Genomic DNA, 20297 nt, shown 5'->3' with positions numbered 1-20297 from the left:
TTGCGCACATTACCCGGCACGCCTTGATCTGCGAAAAGCCCATCGGCAGGGGAGGCGTACGCTCATGGCTAAATTAGTCGGTGTAGTCGGCAAGGTGATCGGCCAGGTATTCGCGGTGGGCGACGATGGTCATCGCCGCCTGTTGGTGGAAGGCGACCGCTTGTTCGCCGGCGAACAACTCGAGACCGGCAGCGAGGGCGCCGTGGCGGTGCGTTTGCACAATGGCGCGGAGCTGACCCTGGGTCGCGGCAGCAGCCTGGAGATGACCACCGACCTGCTGGCCAATCGCGCTCCCCATGTGCAGGCGCCTGATGCTCAGCCCAGCGAGGCCCAGCTCAGCGATGTCGAGCAGTTGCAAAAAGCCATTGCCGCAGGTGCCGACCCCACGCACGACGCTGAAGCGACGGCGGCGGGTGGCAACCCCTCAGGCGTTTCGGGGGCGCTCGGCGGAGGCCACAGTTTCGTGATACTGACTGAAGTGGGCGCCCGTGTGGATCCCACCATCGGTTTCCCCACCGCGGGATTCAATGGCTTCCCCCTGCTGGCCAACCTCGAGCTTGGCGGCCTCGATGGCAACGATGACGGGCCGCTCCCAGCCAATACGCCGGTGGTCGACAATCCGGTCAGCCTCACTGGCCTGGAGGTCAGCCCGGCCGAATTGACCCTGGACGAGGCCAACCTGCCACAGGGCTCGGCCAGCAACCCTGCGGCGCTGACACAGGCCGGCAGTTTCACGGTGGTGGCTGCCGACGGCGTGTTCAACCTCAGTGTCGGTGGCATCAATGTGGTCACGGCGGGCGTGGTCACGGGCGTCGGGCAGTCCATCGTCACCGGGCTCGGCAATGTGCTGACCATTACCGGCTACAACCCGGCCACCGGCGTGGTGAGCTACAGCTACACCCTGACCGGCGCCGAGCATCACCCTGACGGCACGGGTACCAACACGCTGGGCGAGCATTTCCCGGTGCTGGTCAGCGATACGGATGGCGACGTGGCCAGCGGATCCCTGGACGTGATCATCCGCGACGATGTGCCACGGGCCGTAAACGACAGCAATCCCACCGCCGCCACCGAGCAGCAGGTGGAACTCAGCGGCAATGTGCTGAGCAATGACATCCAGGGAGCGGACCGTATCCCAAGCGGTCCGGTGGTGGCCGGTACCTTCGTTGGCACCTACGGCACCCTGGTGCTGGCGGCGGACGGTTCCTACACCTACACCCTCAACACCAACGACCCGGACTTCAAGAACCTGCACGGCGGTGGCAATGGGGTGGAGACCTTCACCTACACCCTGAAGGATGCCGACGGCGACACCAGCACCGCGACCCTGACCCTCAACGTCAGCAACCTCAACGACCCGGTGACCCTGGGCGGGCTGGACGTGAACGGTGGCGAACTGACCGTCTACGAGAAGAACCTGGCCGACGGCAGCGCGCCGAACCCGGGCGCCCTGACCCAGAGCGGCACTTTCACGGTCAGCGCGCCGGATGGCCTGCAATCCTTGAGCGTCGGCGGCATCAGCGTGGTCAGCGGTGGCGTGGCGGCGAGCTTCCCGCAGTCGATCACCACGGCCCTGGGCAATACCCTGACCATCACCGGCTACAACCCGGCCACGGGCGTGATCAGCTACAGCTACACCTTGCTGGACAATGAGACCCATGCCAACGGCGACGGCGCCAACAGCCTCACGGAGCACTTCACCGTCACGGCCACGGATACCGACGGCAGCACGGCCAGTGGCTCGCTGGACGTCAATATTGTCGATGACCTGCCCAAGGCTGTGAACGACACCAATGCCACCGCTGCCACCGAACAGCATGTGGAACTCAGCGGCAATGTGCTGAGCAATGACCTCCAGGGGGCGGATCGGATCCCCAGCGGTCCGGTGGTGGCCGGTACCTTCGTTGGCACCTACGGCACCCTGGTGCTGGCGGCGGACGGTTCCTACACCTACACCCTCAACACCAACGACCCGGACTTCAAGAACCTGCACGGCGGTGGCAATGGGGTGGAGACCTTCACCTACACCCTGAAGGATGCCGACGGCGACACCAGCACCGCGACCCTGACCCTCAATGTCAGCAACCTCAACGACCCGGTGACCCTGGGCGGGCTGGACGTGAACGGTGGCGAACTGACCGTCTACGAGAAGAACCTGGCCGATGGCAGCGCGCCGAACCCGGGTGCTCTGACCCAGAGCGGCACTTTCACGGTCAGCGCGCCGGATGGCCTGCAATCCTTGAGCGTCGGCGGCATCAGCGTGGTCAGCGGCGGCGTGGCGGCGAGCTTCCCGCAGTCGATCACCACGGCCTTGGGCAATACCCTGACCATCACCGGCTACAACCCCACCACGGGCGTGATCAGCTACAGCTACACCTTGCTGGACAACGAGAGCCACGCCAACGGCGACGGCGCCAACAGCCTCACGGAGCACTTCACCGTCACGGCCACGGATACCGACGGCAGCACGGCCAGTGGCTCGCTGGACGTCAATATCGTCGATGACCTGCCCAAGGCCGACAGCGACTTCGCCAACGTCTATGAAGGCGGTACGGTCAGTGGCAACGTGCTGGTCAACGATGTGAGTGGTGCCGATACGGTGGCCGACGGCAAGTATGTGGTGGGCGTGCGCGCGGGCAGCGACACGTCCTCATCGGCCATCGGCCAGTTGGGCAGCAATGTGGTTGGGCAGTATGGCTACCTGACCCTCGACGCCCAAGGCAATGCCACCTACCACGCCAACCCCGACAGCGTGGCGCCGGCCGGTGCCACGGATGTGTTTGTCTACACCATCCGCGATGCCGATGGCGATGAGAGCACCACCACCATCACCATCAGCGTGCACGACTGTTCGCTCATTGCGGGTCCCAACAGCGGCGTGACCGTCTATGAGAAGGCGCTCGATCTCATCAAGGACGGCCATGACCTGGCCGGTGGCAATGTCACCGGCAGCGATCCTGGCGCCACAGGCGAGACGGCCAGTGGATCGCTGGCCGGCTCCATCAGTGGCGGAGTGGGCGCCTTGACCTTTTCCCTGGTCGGCAACGCCACCGGCCAGTACGGCCAGATCCTTCTGAACGCCGATGGCTCCTACACCTACACCCTGACCTCGGCGCCAAATTCGCCGAATCATGTCAACGATGGGCCGAACGTGCTGACGGAAACCTTCACCTACCAGGTGAAGGATTCGCTGGGCAACACCACCACCAGTACCATCGTGATCAGCATCGTCGACGACGTACCCAAGGCCCACAGCGACTTCGCCAACGTCTATGAAGGCGGCACGGTCAGCGGCAACGTGCTGGTCAACGATGTGATCGGCGCGGATGTGCCGGCCGATGGCAAGTACGTGGTCGGCGTGCGCGCAGGCGCCGACACCTCGACCTCGGCCATCGGCCAGCTGGGCAGCAATGTGGTTGGGCAGTACGGCTACCTGACCCTCGACGCCCAGGGCAACGCCACCTACCACGCCAACCCCGACAGCGTGGCGCCGCCCGGTGCCACCGATGTATTTGTCTATACCATCCGCGATGCCGATGGCGACGAGAGCACGACGACCATCACCATCGACGTGCACGATATCTCGCTGGTCGCCTGTCCGGACGACACGGCCAAGGTCTACGAGAAAGCCCTGGACCTGACCAAGGATGGCAACGACTTGGCCGCCGGCACGGTCACCGGCAGCGATCCGCATGCCACCACGGAAACCACCAGCGGCTCGCTGGCCGGCTCGGTCAGTGGCGGCGTCGGCGCCCTGACCTTCACCCTGGTGGGCAACGCCACCGGGCAGTACGGCCAGATCCAGCTGAACGGCGATGGCACTTACACGTACACCCTGACCTCGGCGCCGAACTCGCCCAACCATGCCAACGACGGCCCGAATGTGGTCACCGAGAGCTTCACCTACCAAGTCAAGGACTCGCTCGGCAACACCACCACCAGCACCATCGTGGTCAGCATCGTCGACGATGTGCCCAAGGCTCATTGCGATGTGGCTTCGGTCACGGAAGGCGCCAGTGTCAGCGGCAACGTGCTGGATAACGATGTGGTCGGCGCCGATGTACGTGCCGACGGACAATACGTGGTCGGCGTGCGAGCAGGCTCCGACACCTCGACGTCAGCCATCGGCCATGTCGGCGATACGATCGTCGGCCAGTATGGCTACCTGACCCTGGACAGCCAGGGCAACGCCACCTACCACGCCAATCCCAATAGCGTGCCGCCCACCGGGGCAACCGACAGCTTCGTCTACACCATCCGCGACGCCGATGGCGACGAGAGCACCACGACCATCCGCATCAATGTCCAGGACAGCAAACTGGTGGCGTGCGAGGACAACGACGTCACCGTCTACGAAAAAGCCCTGGACCTGCACAAGGATGGCAACGACCTGGCCGCCGGCAGCGTGACCGGCAGCGATCCGAACTCCACCGGCGAGACGGCCTCCGGCAGCCTGGTCGGCTCGGTGCATGGTGGCGTCGGCGCCCTGACCTACAGCCTGGTCGGCAACGCCGTGGGCCAGTACGGCCAGATCCAGCTCAACGCAGACGGCTCCTATACCTACACCCTGACCTCGGCGCCGAAGACCCCGGGTGGCGCCAACGACGGGGCCAACACCGTCAACGAGTACTTCACCTACAAGGCCACCGACGCCCTGGGCAACACTGTCACCAGCACCATCGCCATCAACATCGTCGACGATGTGCCGACGGTACAGTGCGCGGTGCGCAGTATCACGCCCGGCCAGGTGGACTCCAACATCCTGCTGGTGGTGGATGTGTCCAGCAGCATGGCCGCAAGCTCCGGCGTGCCGGGGTTGACCCGCCTGGAGCTGGCCAAGCAGGCCATCAATGCCTTGCTCGACAAGTACGACGAGATGGGCGACATCAAGGTGCAGATCGTCACTTTCGGCACCGGCGCCGAGATCAAGACACCCGTGTGGGTCTCCATCAGCGAGGCCAAGAGCCTGATCGCCGGGCTCAATCCCGGCGGCTCGACCTACTACGACTCGGCGGCCACCAAGGCCCAGGAAGCCTTCGCCACCACCGGCAAGCTGGTGGGTGCGCAGAACATCAGCTACTTCTTCTCCGACGGCGAGCCCACCAACGGCCACGCCATGACAGCGCCGCGCGAGGCTGCCTGGGAAACCTTCCTCGACAACAACGGCATCAAGTCCTACGCCATCGGCATGGGCAGCGGCGTCAACGAAGGCAACCTCAATCCGCTGGCCTACGACGGCAGCAGCCATACCGACACCAACTCGGTGGTGGTCACCGACCTCAGCCAGCTGAGTGCGGTGCTCTCCGGCACGGTGCAGGGCGCGCCGATCACCGGCAGCCTGATGAGCGGCGGCGACTTCGGGGCCGACGGCGGCTTCATCAAGGCGCTGCTGGTGGACGGCACTACCTACACCTATGATCCGAAGGCCAATGGCGGGCAGGGCGGCTATGCGGTCAGTGGCGGGGTGGACAAGGCCTCGTTCGACACCGTGAGCAACAGCCTGAATATCAAGACCGGCCTGGGCGGTACCCTGGTGGTGAACATGGACAGCGGCGAGTTCACCTACACACCGCCGAAGGACAACGGCAGCGGCCAGGTAGAGAAGTTCGGCTTTACCGCCAGCGACAACGACGGCGATACCCGCAGCGCTAGCCTGACGGTGAACATCAATGGCAATGGCGCGCCGGTCGCCGGCGCCGACCACATCATCACCAACATCAAGGGCGCCACCCTGAGTGTGCCGGCCGAGGCCTTGCTGGCCAATGACAGCGATCCGGACCACGATACCCTGAGTGCCGCGCCAACTACGTTCAACACCAACTTCGCCGACAAGGGCGCGGGCTTCACGGCGGGTACGCAGGCCCAGACCATCACCTTCAACGCCACCGCCAACAAGGCCGAGAACCAGTTGCGCGACCTGGCCCGCAGCGAGTTCACCAGCCTCAATGGCAGCATGACCGCCGCCCTGGTGGTGGCCGGTTACCTGGGTTCGATAAGCACCGCCAACGCCAACGACGAGGACACCCTGACGGTCACCCTGCGCAAGGGCGAGACCCTGACCCTCGACCATGACCGGCCCGCCGGCAACCTGCTGATGGAGTGGAAGGACGCCGGCGGCAGTTACCAGACCATTGCCGATGGCGGCAGCTTCACGGCTACCCATGGCGGCGTGTACAGCATCCATGTGATCAACACCGAGAACGCCTCCGGTAACAGCAAGGCCGCCGAGAACTACAAGCTGAGCCTGGTGGTGGACTACAGCAACGCCAGCAACGACGACTACCACGGCAGTTACACCGTCAGCGACAACCATGGCGGCACGGCCACTGGAGCGGTGGATATCACCTACCAGGCCGGCAATACCCTCACCGGTACCTCAGGGGACGATGTGCTGCTGGCCGGGGCGGGTGACACCATCCTGCACGGCGGCGCCGGCAACGATGTGCTGGTGGCCGGCGCAGGCAACAACAGCTTGTATGGCGGCGATGGCGACGACTTGCTGATTGGCGGGCCGGGCAATGATCTGCTCGACGGCGGCCCCGGCAACGACACCGCCAGCTATGCCAGGGCAACCAGTGGCGTGACCGTCGACCTGAGCCATGTCGGCCAGCAGAACACCGTCGGCGCGGGGCTGGACACTCTTACCGGCATCGAGAACCTGATCGGCTCGGACTACAACGACACCCTGACCGGAAACGACGGCGACAACCTGCTCAACGGTGGCGCGGGCAACGATGTGCTCAGGGGCGGTGCCGGCAATGACATCCTGATCGGCGGGCGCGGCGATGACACCCTCACCGGTGGCAGCGGCAACGACACCTTCGTCTGGCAGAAGGGCGATACCGGGCACGACACCGTGACCGACTTCACCCCGGGCAGCGATCGGCTGGACCTGTCGCAACTGTTGCAGGGCGAGAACGCCACCAGCGCGTCGCTGGACGACTACCTGCACTTTAAGGTCAGTGGCAGCGGCGTCAACGTGGTGTCGACCATCGAAGTCAGCAGCATCGCCGGCGCGGCGCCGACCCAGACCATCGACCTGGCCGGGGTGGACCTGGCGCAGCACTACGGGGTCGCCGCCGGGGCGGGCGGGGTGATCGCGGCGGGGCATGACACGGCGACCATCATCACCGGCATGCTCAATGACCATTCGTTGAAGGTGGATACGGTGTAAGCGGCTGTCTTGCTGACGATAGGGCGTTGCGCGTTTCCCTGTGGGAGCGGCCTTGCGTCGCGAAAGGGCCGCAGAGCGGCCCCAGGATTTCAGCGTTGATGCAAAGTTCGGTGGGGCCGTTTCGCGGCCCTATCGCGACGCAAGGCCGCTCCCACAGGGTGAGTATTGTGCTCGCTACGGTCGCTGCAGGGTCTTCTGCCTGAGGATCCAGGTACTGACCAGCACCGCGCTGGTCAGCATGAACACCCGTGCCCAGAACAACGGCACCAGGTAGCAGGACAGTCCGATGCTGGCCCACATCAGGCCGATCGCATAAACCTTGCCCCGCAGCGGAATTCCCTCGCCGCTGAGGTAGTCGCGGATCCATGGCCCGAGTTTCGGATGATTCACCAGCCAGTGGTGAAAGCGCGGCGAGCTGCGGGCGAAACAGGCCGCCGCCAGCAGCAGGAACGGGGTGGTGGGCAGTACCGGCAGGAAGATCCCCGCCACCCCGAGCGCGACACTGAGCCAGCCGGCGGCCAGCAGCAGGTAGCGCACCACGTCGATCAGTGGTGGCGCGGCTTGAGCAGGGCAGGTTTCTCTTCGGGGGCGTGCAGCAGCAGGAACAGGGCGCTCAGCGCCTCGGGGATCTGCACGATCATGTCGTCCTGCAGGTTGGCGTTACCGGCGATGTCGGCGAACTCCGGCTGCTCGTCGAACAGGCCCGAGCCGACCATGATCGGCAGCAGCATTTCGCTGACTTCTTCCTCGGCGTTCTCGAACCAGGCCTCTTCACGCAGGAACACGCCCTCCATGAAACCGATGCACCAGCCGCGCAGGTCGGAATCGTCCGGCTCGTCGGTCAGGTCCAGCTCGCAGGGCAGGTCGAATTCTTCGTCGCTGGCCAGTTGGCGGGCGATGTGCGCCTTGAGCGCGACCAGGGTGGCCTCGATCTCGGTGCGCTGGGCATCGCTGGCATAGTGCGGTTCTTCGGCGAACAGCGCGTCGATCCATTCGCGTTCTGGAACTTCCTCGGAGCAGATCGACAGCGCGGTCAGGTAGCCGTGGGCGGCGACGTAGTCCAGCGCTTCTTCGTGCAACTCATCGGCGTCGAGGAAGGCTTGCAGGCGGGTCAGTTGCTCGGCGAAGGACATTACAGGGCTACCTTGGGGAATAAACGATAGTGAATTCTAGCACCTTGCGGCGGCTGCGGGGCAAAGGGAACGTCTGTCCGCGGGGCATGCCGGGGGTGGGGCAGTCGGGTATACTCCGCAGTTTTTCGTGCTCTGGTGGCGTTTTCCTGCCATCTGGCAAAAACCGCTTACGCATTCGATGTGTGCGCGGCGGATTTATCGTCCAGCCTGAGTCCAGGATGGTACGGCGATTTTGGAGTGGCAAATGCTCGAACAGGCTCAGCGCGTCCTCAAGGATGTCTTCGGTTACGACAGTTTCCGCGGGCGCCAGGCAGCGATCATCGAATGTGTGGCAGGCGGCGGCGACGCCCTGGTGCTGATGCCCACCGGTGGTGGCAAGTCGTTGTGCTTCCAGGTACCTGGCCTGCTGCGCCCGGGCCTGACCGTGGTGGTGTCGCCGCTGATCGCGCTGATGGACGATCAGGTCGCCACCCTCGACGAGCTGGGCGTGGCCGCCGCGGCGCTGAACTCCACCCTCAGCGCCGAGCAGCAGCGCGACCTGGCCGGGCGCCTGCGCCGTGGCGAGGTGAAGATGCTCTACCTGGCCCCTGAGCGTCTGGTCCAGCCGCGCATGCTGGATTTCCTGCGCGGCCTGGACATTGCCCTGTTCGCCATCGACGAGGCTCACTGCGTGTCGCAGTGGGGTCATGACTTCCGTCCCGAGTACCTGCAACTGGGCCAGCTCGCCGAGCTATTCCCGCATGTGCCGCGCATCGCCTTGACCGCCACCGCCGACATGCGCACCCGCGAGGAGATCGTCCAGCGCCTGCACCTGCAGGGCGCCGAGCGCTTCCTGTCGAGTTTCGACCGACCGAACATCTTCTACCGCATCGTGCCCAAGGAATCGCCGCGCAAGCAGTTGATGGCGTTCCTCGGCGAGCGCCGCGGCAACGCCGGCATTGTCTATTGCCTGTCGCGCAAGAAGGTCGACGAGACCGCCGCCTTCCTGTGCGACCAGGGCTTCCCGGCGCTGCCGTACCACGCAGGCCTGGCCGCCGAGACCCGCGCCGCCAACCAGCACCGCTTCCTCAACGAGGAAGGGCTGATCATGGTCGCGACCATCGCCTTCGGCATGGGCATCGACAAGCCCAACGTGCGCTTCGTCGCCCACCTTGACCTGCCCAAGTCACTCGAGGCCTATTACCAGGAGACCGGCCGCGCTGGCCGTGACGGTCTGCCCTCGGATGCCTGGATGGCCTACGGCCTGCAGGACATGGTGATGCTCAAGCAGATGCTGCAGAACTCCGAGGGCGACGAGCGCCACAAGCGTATCGAGCAGCACAAGCTCGACGCCATGCTGGCGCTGTGCGAGGAGACCCGCTGCCGTCGCCAGTCGTTGCTGGCCTACTTCGACGAAGTGCTCGATCAGCCGTGCGGGCATTGCGACAACTGTGTCGACAATGTGCAGACCTGGGACGCCACCGAACCTGCCCGTCAGGCGCTGTCGGCGGTGTTCCGCACCGGCCAGCGCTACGGCGTCGGCCACCTGGTCGATGTGCTGCTGGGCAAGGACACCGAAAAAGTACGTAATTTCGGCCACGAGAAACTCTCGGTGTTCGGCGTCGGCAAGGCCTTGGCCGAGGCCGAATGGCGCTCGCTGTTCCGCCAGCTGGTGGCCCGTGGCCTGGTGGATATCGACCTGGAAGGCTATGGCGGCCTGCGCCTGTCCGACAGCTGCCGGCCGTTGCTGCGCGGCGAGGTGAACCTGCAACTGCGCCGCGACCTCAAGCCGCAGATCGCGGCCAAGGCCTCCGGCGGCAGTGGCGGCAGCCCGGCCAGCCAACTGGTGCGCGCCGAGGAGCGCGAACTATGGGAAGCGCTGCGTACCTTGCGGCGCAAGTTGGCCGAAGAGCACAGCGTGCCGCCCTACGTCATCTTCCCCGACTCGACGCTGCTGGAGATGCTGCGCAGCATGCCCACCAGCCTCAGCGACATGGCCCAGGTCAGCGGTGTCGGCGCGCGCAAGCTGGAGCGCTACGGCCAGGCCTTCCTCGAGGTGCTCAACGGCGCCGGCGGCACCGAGGAGGCGCCGAAGGTGGTGCTCGACCTGCGCCACGAACTGGTCAGCCTGGCCCGCGCCGGCATGACCCCGGCGCAGATCGCCGGGCAACTGAACTGCACCGAGAAGAACGTCTACAGCTTGCTGGCCGAGGCCATCGGCCGCCAGGAACTGAGCCTGGAGCAGGCCCTGGACCTGCCGGAGGAGCTGATGATGGAGGTGCAGGACGCCTTCCTCGACGGCGAGGGCGAGTTGCCGCCGGTGTCCGGCGTGGCGCCGCTGTTTGGCCCGCGGGTGCCGGAAGGCGTCCTGCATTGCGTACGGGCGGCGCTGGCGGTGGAGTTCGGCTTGTGATTGCCGGCATTTGCGCCAATTGCTGACCTTTGTCATACCCTTACATGATTATCAGCAATTTCCGAGGCGTCGAACCTTGCCTGATTGGCCGGGCCATGATTAGCTGGCTAATAATTAGTTCTATTCATTGAGTTGCTTATGCCCCTGACCGACAACCAACACCGCTTCGGCATGCAGCTGGCCCAGATGTCTCGGGGCTGGCGTGCCGAACTGGACCGACGCCTGGCCGGGCTCAACCTGTCGCAAGCCCGTTGGCTGGTGCTGTTGCACCTGGCCAGGTTCGACGAGGCGCCGACCCAGCGTGAGCTGGCCCAGAGCGTGGGCGTCGAAGGCCCGACCCTGGCGCGCTTGCTCGACAGCCTAGAGAGCCAGGGGCTGGTACGCCGCCAGGCGGTGATGGAAGACCGCCGGGCCAAGAAGATCCTGCTGTGCCCGCCGGCCAAGCCGCTGATCGATCAGATCGAGACCATCGCCAACGCCTTGCGCCTCGAGCTGTTCACCGGCATAGACGAGGCCGACATGGAAGTGTGCATGCGCGTGCATGCGAAGATTCTCGATAATCTCGAGAAGTCCTGAACCCTTCATCAATCGCGGGGCAAGCCCGCTCCCACGAGTCTGCTTGCGCAATTGTCTGCATGACTTGTGGGAGCGGGCTTGCCCCGCGATCGTTCTAGAAGGTGTGCCCCAGGTTCAGGTACACCGCCTTCTCATGGGCATCGTTGGCCCCATAACTCAGGTTCAACGGCCCCAGCGGCGTTTCCAGCCCCAGGAAGATGCTCGCCGCATTGATATAGCCACTGTCGAACTCATTGTCGTTGTTCCACGCCCGCCCACGCTCCAGCGAGCCACCCAGGTACAACGGGAAGTCCAGGGGCAGGTAGGCCCGTGGCGTCAGGCGGCGGTAATAGACCATGCGCAGCAGGCTCATGTTCTGCCCCGAGATCGAGTCCTGGCGAAAGCCCGACAGCTGTCGGGCGCCGCCGAACACGAAGCTTGAAGTGACCACCTCGGCGTCATCCAGCGTACGTCCATACCTGCCGCCCAGCACCAGGGTGTTCGGCCCGCTGCTGAAGGCCTTGTCCAGGTTGAACAGCCACTGCCGGTAGTTCTGGTCCGAGTCCAGTGACTTGTCGTACTTGCGCACGGTCAGGCCGATGTCCTCGCCACTGTGGGGGAAGTAGACGTTGTCGAAGGTGTCGAACGAGTACTTGAGCTCGTAGAACCCCTCGTTGAAGCTGACCTTGGGCAGGTCCTGGTCGCCGATGCGCACCTCGGCGTTGCCCCAGGCCTTGCCCACGCCCAGGCGCACCTCGCCGTAAGTGCCGATCTGCCGGCCGAGATTGAGCCCGAAGCCATAGCGTTCCAGGCGGTACTCGGCCACCGGGTCGTTGTCCAGGGTCGCCTCGACGTTCTGCGAGCCCAAGGCCAGGTAAGGGGCGACGAAGTAGCGCGAGCCCACGTCCAGGGGCTGGTAGAACTCGCTGTACAGTTCCTGCTCGTCGCCGATCTGCGCGCGGGTCAGCCATTCGCCGCCGAGCCGGTTGATGCCATTGACCCGGTAGCTGGCGCCGAGGTTGAAGGCACTGTCGCCACGCAAGTCGTCCGACAGGTTCAGGCCCAGGCGCAGGTAGTCGGTGCCGCCACGCCGGCCACGGGCGTTGATCACCAGGGTATGCTCGTCGCCCTTGTGCGCCACGCGGTATTGCACCTGGTCGAAGTAGTCCAGGCCGTAGAGGGTGCCCATGTCGGTCTGCAGGCGGCCGAGATCCAGCGGCTCGCCGACGGGCTGGCGAATGTAGTAGCGGATCACATCGTCGCTGACCTTGGAGTCGTTCTCCACGCGGATGGCGGTGATGATCGGCGTGCGCTGTTTCGGCGAGCGCGCCACCGCCAGGTTGCTGTCGCCCTCGGGCTGGCGCAGCGCCGCCAGGCGCGGGTCGAGGGCACGGGTGGCGCGGTAGCCGGCGTCGATCATGTCCCGGGCGCGGCCGAAATCGGTAACGCCGAAGGCCGACAGCGGTGGCTGTACCAGGATGTCTTCGCGGCGCAGGCTGGCCAGTTGTTCCTCGGAGTTGCGCCGGGTCATCAGGGTGATCGACTGGTTGAGCACGTCCACCACCGTGGCCAGTTGCTTGCGGTTGCGCAGCGGGGTGCCGATGTCGACGACGATGGCCAGGTCCACGCCCATTTCGCGCACCACATCCACCGGGATGTTGTCGGTCATGCCGCCATCCACCAGCAGCCGGCCGTCCAACTCCACCGGGGCGAACACCGCCGGGATCGACATGCTGGCACGGATCACCTGGGGCAGGTGGCCGCGGCGGAAGATCACCTTCTCGCCGCTGGTGATGTCGGTGGCCACGGCGCGGAAGGGGATTGGCAGCTTGTCGAAGTCGCGAATGTCGGCGGTGTGGGCCAGCTTGCTTTCCAGCAGCAGGGCCAGGTTCTGGCCCTGGATCACCCCCAGCGGCAGGCCCAGGCTGCCATCGTCGCGAAAGCTCAGCTTCTGCTTGACCAGGAAGTCGCGGTCGTCCTGCTTGCGTCGGAACGGCACATCCTTGCGCGGCGGCGCATCGGACAGCGCCTGCTGCCAGTCCAGCGTGGTGGCCAGGTTTTCCAGCTCGGCGATGCTGTAGCCCGAGGCGTACAACCCGCCGACCACCGCGCCCATGCTGGTGCCGGCGATGGCGTCGATGCGCACGCCCTGTTCCTCCAGGGCCTTGAGCACGCCGATATGGGCCAGGCCGCGGGCGGCGCCGCCCGACAGTACCAGGCCGATCTTCGGCCGTGCCGTCTCGGCGGCAAGCACAGCGAAGGAGGTGAGCATCAGCAGGAGGCAGTACAGCAGGCGGCGCATCGTGAGTCTCAAACCAGAGGATAAAGACCGCTAGTATAAGCGGCCCTTCCTACTGAGTTTCCCTACATGGCAGACAGCAAGCCACAAATCGTCATTACCTATTGCACCCAGTGCCAGTGGCTGCTGCGCGCCGCCTGGCTGGCCCAGGAACTGCTCAGCACCTTTGCCGACGACCTCGGCCGGGTGGCGCTGGAGCCTGGAACCGGCGGGGTGTTCCGCATCACCTGCGACGGCGTGCAGATCTGGGAACGCAAGGCCGACGGCGGCTTCCCCGAGGCCAAGGTGCTCAAGCAGCGGGTGCGCGACCAGATCGATCCGCAGCGCGACCTGGGCCACAACGATCGCTGATCAGGCGCTTTCGGGCTGTGGCTGGCGGGCGGGTTGCTCGGCGGCCAGGCGGCTGGACAGCACGATGGCGAAGATGATCAAGGCGCCGCCGGCGAGCATGCGCAGGGTCGGCTGTTCGGCGAACACCACCCAGGCCACGGCGATGCCGTACACCGGCTCCATGCCGAACACTACCGCGGCTGTGCGCGCCTTGATCACCGCCAAGCTGGCGACGAACAGGCTGTGGGCGACGCCGGTGCAGAAAACGCCGAGCAGGGCGATCCACAGCCAGTCCAGCGGCGTCACCGCGTCCAGGCCGGGCGCGGCGAACGGCAGCAGGCACAGGCTCACCACCAGGTTCTGCCACAGCGCTGCCTGCACGGCGGGCAGGCGCCCGGAACCGGCGCGGTTGGTCAGCGACAGCAGCGAGAACAGCAGGCCCGAGAGCAGCGCCCAGAGCAGCCCGCCGGTGGCTTCGCTGGCCAGGTCGAAGGCCGGGGTGACCAGCACCAGGCCAATGCTCACCAGCAGCACCAGCAGCGCTTCGTTGCGGCGGATGCGTTCACGGAACAGCAGGCCCTCAAGGATCACGGTGAAGGCCGGGAAGCTGGCGAAACCGAGAGTGGCGATGGCCACGCCGCCGACCTTGACCGCGATGAAGAAGCTCACCCAGTGCCCGGCCAGCAGCGCGCCGCCCAGTAGCAGGCGGCGCAGGTCCTGGCCGCGCAGCGGCTGCCAGGCCTGGCGCGCCAGGCCGGCGAACAGGGTCAGGGCCAGCACCGCGAACAGGGCGCGGCCGAAGACGATGATCGAGGGGCTGGCGCTGGCGGCCAGCTTGCCGAAGACGCCGGTCAGGCCGAAGAACAGCGCGCCGATATGCAGGGCGCCGAGGGCGGTGCGGTGGTTCATGGTGGTCCTTTGCATTCGCAGGGAGAGAAGATCCTGGCGCTCAGTGTAAGAGCCCGGTCTAGCTGTGTCTGTCGCCCACCTCGCGCCCGTTGTCGCCAGACTCGCGCCGCAACGCCAGCGGCGTGCAGCCGAACGCCCGCATCACCGCCGCGCTGAAGGCACTCTGCGAGCCATACCCCACCCGCGCCGCGACCTCGCCCACCGGCAACAGCGTTTCACGCAACAGTCGCCGGGCCATCGCCAACCGCCGCTCACGGATATAGTCCATCGGCGTCATACCGCGCTCGCTGGCAAAACGCGCATGCAGTCGCGCGCTGGAAAGCCCGGCCAGCCGCGCCAGATCGGCGACCTGCAATGGATAGGCGGCGTGCTGCTCGATATGCCGGTCGAAGGCGGCATAGGGCAGGCGCCTGCTGGCCAGTACCGGGGCACCGACCTGCGGGTTGAGGCTGGCCAGCAACAGCACCGCGCCTTGGCGGGCAATCAGCGGGTCGTCCACCGGGCTTGCCGCCAGCCAGTCCACCAACTGCTGCTGGCGGCTGTCCAGGCCCAGGGGGCCGGGGCGGTCGAGCAGGCGGCGGCTGTTGTCGGCGTGCTCGCCCAGGTGCTCGCCAAGCCAGTGCCCGCCTGGCACGTCCAGCACCAGGCAGTGGCTACCCTCGGGGCTCCCGCAGGTGTGGTGGGCACCGGCAGGCACCACCATCAGGTCCTGGCGACCGACCCTGCCGCCGCGGCCATCCACCTCGAAATCCAGGCGTCCGCCCAGGCCGAACACCAGTTGCGAGTGGTCGTGGCTGTGGGCGATCAGGTCGTGGCGATAATGGCGCAGCGAAAGCAGGGGGGCGGCGGTCATGGTGAGTCCTCACGAAGCAGGTGAAGAGTGTACACCTCAAGGCGGACGCAGGATGGTCATGCACCTGCCACCAATCTGTCACCGGTGCCTGCCAGTCTCCAGCAAACAGCGCCGGAGCCTGCCCATGACCCACGCCGAACCCCTTCGCCCGTCACGCAAGCTGCGTGTCCGCACCCTGTGGATTTCCGATGTGCACCTGGGCACCCGGGATTGCCAGGCCGAACACCTCGCGCATTTTCTCAAGGGCTACCAGGCCGAGCGCATCTACCTGGTCGGCGATATCATCGACGGCTGGAAACTGCGCGGCGGCATCTACTGGCCCCAGGCTCACACCAACGTCATCCGCCGCCTGCTGACCCTGAGCAAGCGCGGTACCGAAGTGATCTACGTCACCGGTAACCATGACGAGTTCCTGCGCCGCTACTCGAAACTGATCCTGGGCAATATCCAGCTGGTGGATGAGGCCGAGCACCTCACCGTCGATGGCCGGCGGCTGTTGGTGATACACGGCGACCAGTTCGACGTGATCACCCGCTACCACCGCTGGCTGGCGTTTCTCGGCGACCGGGCCTACGAATTCACCCTGGTGCTCAACCGCTGGCTCAACCACTGGCGCGCCCGTTATGGCTACGGTTATTGGTCGTTGTCGGCGTACCTCAAGCACAAGGTCAAGGGGGCGGTGAACTTCATCAGCGATTTTGAAGACGCCATCGCCCACGAGTGCACCCGGCGTGGCTTCCAGGGCGTGGTGTGCGGGCATATCCACCATGCCGAGATTCGTCGGGTGGGCGAGGTGGAGTACCTCAACTGCGGTGATTGGGTGGAGTCGTGCACGGCGCTGATCGAGCACTGGGACGGGCGGATCGAGCTGTACCGGTTCGCCGAGGCGCAGGCGCGGGAAGCCGCGTCGCGCCTGGCGGAGCTTGGTGAACCGGCTTGATCGCCGTCCCTGCCGGTCAGGCCGACGCTTTCAGGGCTGTCTTGTAGATCGACTGCCTGGGCCGGGCGAACAGCCGCTCCATCATCGGCTCGAAGAACGACAGCGGCAGGCTCGGGTACTCGGGGTCGAATGCCGCCGCGTCGTAGCGCGCGCAGAACTCGATGGTCCGTTGGTATTGCGGGTGATCGCTGAACTGCTCGCGCAGGTGGCGATCCATGCCTAGGTGGTGAAAGAAATAGTAGCCCTGGAAGATCCCGTGCTTCTCGACCATCCACAGGTTCTCGGCGCTGACAAAGGGCTTGAGGATCGCTGCGGCGATATCCGGGTGATTGTAGCTGCCGAGGGTGTCGCCAATGTCATGCAGCAGGGCGCAGACCACGTACTCCTCGTCGCGGCCGTCACGGTAGGCGCGGGTGGCGGTCTGCAGCGAGTGGCTCAGGCGATCGATGGGAAAACCGCCGAAGTCGCCATCGAGCAGGCGCAGGTGGGCGAGGATGCGCTGGGGCAACTGCTGGGCATATGCGCGAAAGTCGTCGGCAATGATTGCCCAGTCCTGGGCGGTGCCGTCGCGCATGTGGCTGAAATTCGCTTGCTTGTTCATCGCCGCGGGCCACTCGTGTCGGGGGCATGCCTGGCAGTGTTGGCCAGGGCGCGGGCTTTGGCAGTGGCCGGCCGGGACGCGAACCTGGCCTTGCGGGCCGATTCAGAGGCTGAGCCGGCCCAGCAGGATGTCGCGGAACATGGCGAAGTCGCCGACCAGGCTATACCAGGGATGGGTGAAGGTGGCCGGCCGGTTCTTCTCGAAGAAGAAATGCCCGGCCCAGGCGAAGCCGTAGCCGGCCAGCGGCACGGTCAGCAGCAACAGCCACTGGCCGCTGCCGATGCTGTAGGCGAGCAGGGCGATCACCAGGCTGGTGCCGACGAAGTGCAGGCGACGGCAGGTGGCGTTGCTGTGCTCGCCCAGGTAGTAGGGATAGAACTCGGCAAAACTGCGGAACTGCGCTGTGCGGGTCATGGCGGGTTTCCGGATCTGCGGGTCGTGCTTACAGGATACACGGCGTGGAGCCTGAATCGAGTCTAGAGTCATTGGGGGCAGTGGCCAGTGACAATAGGCGCCAATTGAGTATCCTTTCGGTTCACCGCAGGAGCGGTCAGCACAAGAGCCTGTCATGAGTGAGAGAACCACGTCAGCCAGCTGGGCATCAGGGATCGTCAAGGCACTCGAGCTGGAAGGGCTCGATTGTCCGGCCATGTTCAAGCAACTAGGGCTCGACTTTTCCGCCCTCGACGACCCCGATGCGCGATTCACCCAGGATTCGATGACCCGGCTGTGGCAGCTGGCGGTCGAGTTGTCGGGCAATGAGGCCATCGGCCTGAACATGGCCCGGGTGGTGCGACCGGCCTCGTTCCATGTGGTGGGTTATGCGCTGATGTCCAGCCGCACCCTGGCCGAGGGTTTCGAGCGCCTGGTGCGCTACCAGCGGATCATCGCCGAGAGCTCGGACCTGAGCTTTCGCCTCGAGCCGGACGGCTACGCCCTGGTGCTGACCGTGCATGGCGATCACCTGCCACCGACCCGGCACAGCGCCGAGGCCTCCCTGGCCTGTGCCCTGGCCCTGTGCACCTGGCTCAGCGGGCGGCCGATCCAGCCGCGGCGGGTGCTGATCCAGGGCGGCCAGCCGAAGAATGTCGAGCCGTACAAGGTGGCGTTCCATGCACCGCTGGTGTTTGGCGCGCCCCATGACGCGCTGGTGCTCGAGCGTGCCGACATGGAGGCGCCGCTGCCGACCGCCAACGAGGCGATGGCGGTGCTGCATGATCGCTTTGCCGGGGAATACCTGGCGCGCTTCTCGGAAAGCCGCGTGACCCACCGCGTGCGCCAGGTGCTGTGCCGCATCCTGCCCCAGGGCGAGCCCAAGCGCGAGACCGTGGCCCAGGCCCTGCACCTGTCGCAGCGCACCTTGCAAAGACGTCTGCAGGACGAGGGCACCAGCTTCCAGACCCTGCTCGACGACACCCGCCGCGAACTGGCCGAGCAGTACCTGGCCCAGCCCGGCACCACCTTGCTGGAGACCGCCTACCTGCTGGGTTTCGCCGATCCGAGCAACTTCTACCGGGCGTTCCGCCGCTGGTTCGACACCACCCCGAGCGAGTACCGCACGCGGTTGTCGGTCAGTGACGCCAGAACGCCGGCATGCACAACACCAGCACCGTGATGATCTCCAGGCGGCCCAGCAGCATGCCGCCGGAGAGGATCCACTTGGCCGCGTCCGGCAGGCTGGCGTAGTTGCCGGCCGGGCCGATCACCTCGCCCAACCCGGGGCCTACACCCGACACCGTGCCGGCGGCGCCGGTCAGCGCGGTCATCCAGTCCACGCCCAGCAGTGACAGCAGCAGGGCGATGATGCAGATGGTGATGGCGAAGAAGAACGAGAAGGTCAGGATCGAACGCACGATCTCTTCGTCGAGGCGATGGCCATTGTACTTCTGCTTGATCACCGCCCGCGGGTGGATCAGCTGGTTGAGGTTGGCCTTGAGCAGGATGTAGGCGACCTGGAAGCGGAAGATCTTGATGCCGCCGGCGGTGGAGCCCGAGCAACCGCCGACGAAGCCCAGGTAGAAGAACAGCATCAGCGAGAAGTTGCCCCACATGCTGTAGTCGCCCAGGGCGAAGCCGGTGGTGGTGACCACCGAGGTGACGTTCAGCGCCACGTGACGCAGGGCGTCGAGCCAGTGCAGGTCGGTGGTGGCCCAGTACCAGGTGCCGAGCACCAGCCAGGTGGCCACCAGCATGGCCAGCAGGCCCTGCACCTGCTGGTCCTTGATCAGTGCCTTGCGGTGGCCGCGCAGGGTGGCCACGTACAGGGTGAACGGCACGCTGCCGAGAATCATCACCACCACCGCGACCCAGTGCACCGCAGGGATGTCCCATTTGGCCAGGGACTGGTCGGAGGTGGAGAACCCGCCGGTGGAGATCGCCGACATGGCGTGGTTGATCGCGTCGAATGGGCTCATCCCCGCCCACCAGAACGCCAGGCTGCCGAGCACGGTGATGCCGACATACACCGCGACGATCGACTTGGCGACCATGTGCGAGCGCGGCATGACCTTTTCCGAACGGTCCGAGGACTCGGTCTGGAACAGGCGCATGCCACCGATGCGCAGCAGCGGCAGGATCGCCACCGCCATGCCGATGAAGCCGATGCCGCCCAGCCAGTGCAGCATCGAGCGCCACATCAGGATACCCGGCGACATGGTGTCCAGGCCGCTGAGCACGGTGGCGCCGGTGGCGGTGATGCCAGACATGCTTTCGAAGAAGGCGTCGGTGTAGCTGATGTGTTGCGTCAGCAGGAACGGCAGGGCGGCGAACACGCAGACCACCAGCCAGCTGCTGACGGTCAGCAGGTACATGTCGCGGGGACGCAGGTGCACGTGCTCGGGGCGGCCGGGGATGACCAGGCCGAGCCCGGCGAGGAAGGTGATCAGGCTCGACCAGAGGAACGACGGCATGTCGCCGGTGCGCTCGAAGACCACCAGGGTCGCCATGGGCACCACCATGCTCACTGCCAGGGTGATCAGGAAGATGCCGATGATGAAACCAATGATCCTTAAGGTCGGCAACGCCATGTGATCTGCTCTGACTCGCTACGGAAAGGGCGTCATTCTACCTGTGGGGGAGGTGATGTAAACGTACGATTGAGCGTGTCGTGGA

At 65.6% G+C, this 20297-nt stretch carries 14 protein-coding genes; 6 read left to right on the top strand and 8 right to left on the bottom strand.

Going from position 1 to position 20297, the window contains the following annotated elements; all coding sequences use genetic code 11:
* The first annotated feature begins 64 nt into the window (after nucleotides 1-64).
* Nucleotides 65-7174: a retention module-containing protein gene (locus AC25MA_RS17350; protein WP_486972235.1), complete on the top strand. Its 7110-nt coding sequence runs from the start codon at nucleotides 65-67 to the stop codon at nucleotides 7172-7174.
* A gap of 174 nt (nucleotides 7175-7348) precedes the next feature.
* Here AC25MA_RS17350 and AC25MA_RS17345 read toward each other — a convergent pair whose 3' ends face one another.
* Nucleotides 7349-7711 carry a YbaN family protein gene (locus tag AC25MA_RS17345; RefSeq protein WP_028691106.1) on the bottom strand — a complete coding sequence of 121 codons (363 nt, stop codon included), beginning with the start codon at nucleotides 7709-7711 and terminating at the stop codon, nucleotides 7349-7351.
* Nucleotides 7712-7719: 8 nt separating this feature from the next.
* Complete coding sequence (locus AC25MA_RS17340) at nucleotides 7720-8307, bottom strand: YecA/YgfB family protein (protein ID WP_028691105.1); 588 nt, start codon at nucleotides 8305-8307, stop codon at nucleotides 7720-7722.
* Between the two features lie 244 nt (nucleotides 8308-8551).
* Between AC25MA_RS17340 and recQ the strand changes: the two genes are divergently transcribed.
* Complete coding sequence (gene recQ / locus AC25MA_RS17335; protein WP_088852883.1) at nucleotides 8552-10699, top strand: DNA helicase RecQ; 2148 nt, start codon at nucleotides 8552-8554, stop codon at nucleotides 10697-10699.
* A 138-nt stretch (nucleotides 10700-10837) separates the two neighbouring features.
* Entirely contained in the window at nucleotides 10838-11275 is a 438-nt protein-coding gene (locus AC25MA_RS17330) for a MarR family transcriptional regulator (RefSeq protein ID WP_028691103.1), read from the top strand.
* A gap of 94 nt (nucleotides 11276-11369) precedes the next feature.
* On the opposite strand, the gene AC25MA_RS17325 is transcribed toward AC25MA_RS17330, so the two are convergent.
* Nucleotides 11370-13556, bottom strand: a complete 2187-nt coding sequence (locus AC25MA_RS17325; RefSeq protein ID WP_028691102.1) for a patatin-like phospholipase family protein — start codon at nucleotides 13554-13556, stop codon at nucleotides 11370-11372.
* Nucleotides 13557-13622: 66 nt separating this feature from the next.
* Here AC25MA_RS17325 and AC25MA_RS17320 point away from each other — a divergent pair, with 66 nt between their 5' ends.
* Nucleotides 13623-13904: an Rdx family protein gene (locus AC25MA_RS17320; protein WP_028691101.1), complete on the top strand. Its 282-nt coding sequence runs from the start codon at nucleotides 13623-13625 to the stop codon at nucleotides 13902-13904.
* Here the strand turns inward: AC25MA_RS17320 and AC25MA_RS17315 are convergent, their stop codons facing one another.
* Complete coding sequence (locus tag AC25MA_RS17315) at nucleotides 13905-14792, bottom strand: DMT family transporter (protein WP_028691100.1); 888 nt, start codon at nucleotides 14790-14792, stop codon at nucleotides 13905-13907.
* Between the two features lie 58 nt (nucleotides 14793-14850).
* A complete protein-coding gene (locus AC25MA_RS17310; protein ID WP_028691099.1) occupies nucleotides 14851-15645 on the bottom strand; it encodes a helix-turn-helix transcriptional regulator in 795 nt (264 codons plus the stop codon).
* 124 nt (nucleotides 15646-15769) lie between these two features.
* On the opposite strand from AC25MA_RS17310, the gene AC25MA_RS17305 reads away from it, so the two are divergent.
* Nucleotides 15770-16585 (top strand): UDP-2,3-diacylglucosamine diphosphatase, encoded by an 816-nt coding sequence (locus AC25MA_RS17305; protein WP_028691098.1) that lies wholly within the window; start codon nucleotides 15770-15772, stop codon nucleotides 16583-16585.
* A 16-nt stretch (nucleotides 16586-16601) separates the two neighbouring features.
* Here AC25MA_RS17305 and AC25MA_RS17300 read toward each other — a convergent pair whose 3' ends face one another.
* Nucleotides 16602-17186, bottom strand: a complete 585-nt coding sequence (locus AC25MA_RS17300; RefSeq protein ID WP_028691097.1) for an HD domain-containing protein — start codon at nucleotides 17184-17186, stop codon at nucleotides 16602-16604.
* Nucleotides 17187-17288: 102 nt separating this feature from the next.
* Nucleotides 17289-17600: an Mpo1-like protein gene (locus tag AC25MA_RS17295; protein ID WP_028691096.1), complete on the bottom strand. Its 312-nt coding sequence runs from the start codon at nucleotides 17598-17600 to the stop codon at nucleotides 17289-17291.
* Nucleotides 17601-17754: 154 nt separating this feature from the next.
* Between AC25MA_RS17295 and AC25MA_RS17290 the strand changes: the two genes are divergently transcribed.
* Nucleotides 17755-18801, top strand: a complete 1047-nt coding sequence (locus AC25MA_RS17290) for an AraC family transcriptional regulator (protein WP_028691095.1) — start codon at nucleotides 17755-17757, stop codon at nucleotides 18799-18801.
* On the opposite strand, the gene AC25MA_RS17285 is transcribed toward AC25MA_RS17290, so the two are convergent.
* Nucleotides 18758-20212: a TrkH family potassium uptake protein gene (locus tag AC25MA_RS17285; RefSeq protein ID WP_028691094.1), complete on the bottom strand. Its 1455-nt coding sequence runs from the start codon at nucleotides 20210-20212 to the stop codon at nucleotides 18758-18760. The two genes, AC25MA_RS17290 and AC25MA_RS17285, sit on opposite strands and share 44 nt — an antisense overlap.
* Nucleotides 20213-20297 lie beyond the last annotated feature (85 nt).

Source organism: Pseudomonas sp. P65(2024) (assembly GCF_057480955.1).
This window is presented reverse-complemented; position numbering and strand designations above follow the sequence as displayed.

Bases quoted from the DNA above. Each gene is read 5' to 3' on its own strand.
- AC25MA_RS17350 (WP_486972235.1), top strand. From the start codon at position 65: ATGGCTAAATTAGTCGGTGTAGTCGGCAAGGTGATCGGCCAGGTATTC.
- AC25MA_RS17340 (WP_028691105.1), bottom strand. From the start codon at position 8,307: ATGTCCTTCGCCGAGCAACTGACCCGCCTGCAAGCCTTCCTCGACGCC.
- recQ (WP_088852883.1), top strand. From the start codon at position 8,552: ATGCTCGAACAGGCTCAGCGCGTCCTCAAGGATGTCTTCGGTTACGAC.
- AC25MA_RS17330 (WP_028691103.1), top strand. From the start codon at position 10,838: ATGCCCCTGACCGACAACCAACACCGCTTCGGCATGCAGCTGGCCCAG.
- AC25MA_RS17325 (WP_028691102.1), bottom strand. From the start codon at position 13,556: ATGCGCCGCCTGCTGTACTGCCTCCTGCTGATGCTCACCTCCTTCGCT.
- AC25MA_RS17320 (WP_028691101.1), top strand. From the start codon at position 13,623: ATGGCAGACAGCAAGCCACAAATCGTCATTACCTATTGCACCCAGTGC.
- AC25MA_RS17315 (WP_028691100.1), bottom strand. From the start codon at position 14,792: ATGAACCACCGCACCGCCCTCGGCGCCCTGCATATCGGCGCGCTGTTC.
- AC25MA_RS17310 (WP_028691099.1), bottom strand. From the start codon at position 15,645: ATGACCGCCGCCCCCCTGCTTTCGCTGCGCCATTATCGCCACGACCTG.
- AC25MA_RS17305 (WP_028691098.1), top strand. From the start codon at position 15,770: ATGACCCACGCCGAACCCCTTCGCCCGTCACGCAAGCTGCGTGTCCGC.
- AC25MA_RS17300 (WP_028691097.1), bottom strand. From the start codon at position 17,186: ATGAACAAGCAAGCGAATTTCAGCCACATGCGCGACGGCACCGCCCAG.
- AC25MA_RS17295 (WP_028691096.1), bottom strand. From the start codon at position 17,600: ATGACCCGCACAGCGCAGTTCCGCAGTTTTGCCGAGTTCTATCCCTAC.
- AC25MA_RS17290 (WP_028691095.1), top strand. From the start codon at position 17,755: ATGAGTGAGAGAACCACGTCAGCCAGCTGGGCATCAGGGATCGTCAAG.
- AC25MA_RS17285 (WP_028691094.1), bottom strand. From the start codon at position 20,212: ATGGCGTTGCCGACCTTAAGGATCATTGGTTTCATCATCGGCATCTTC.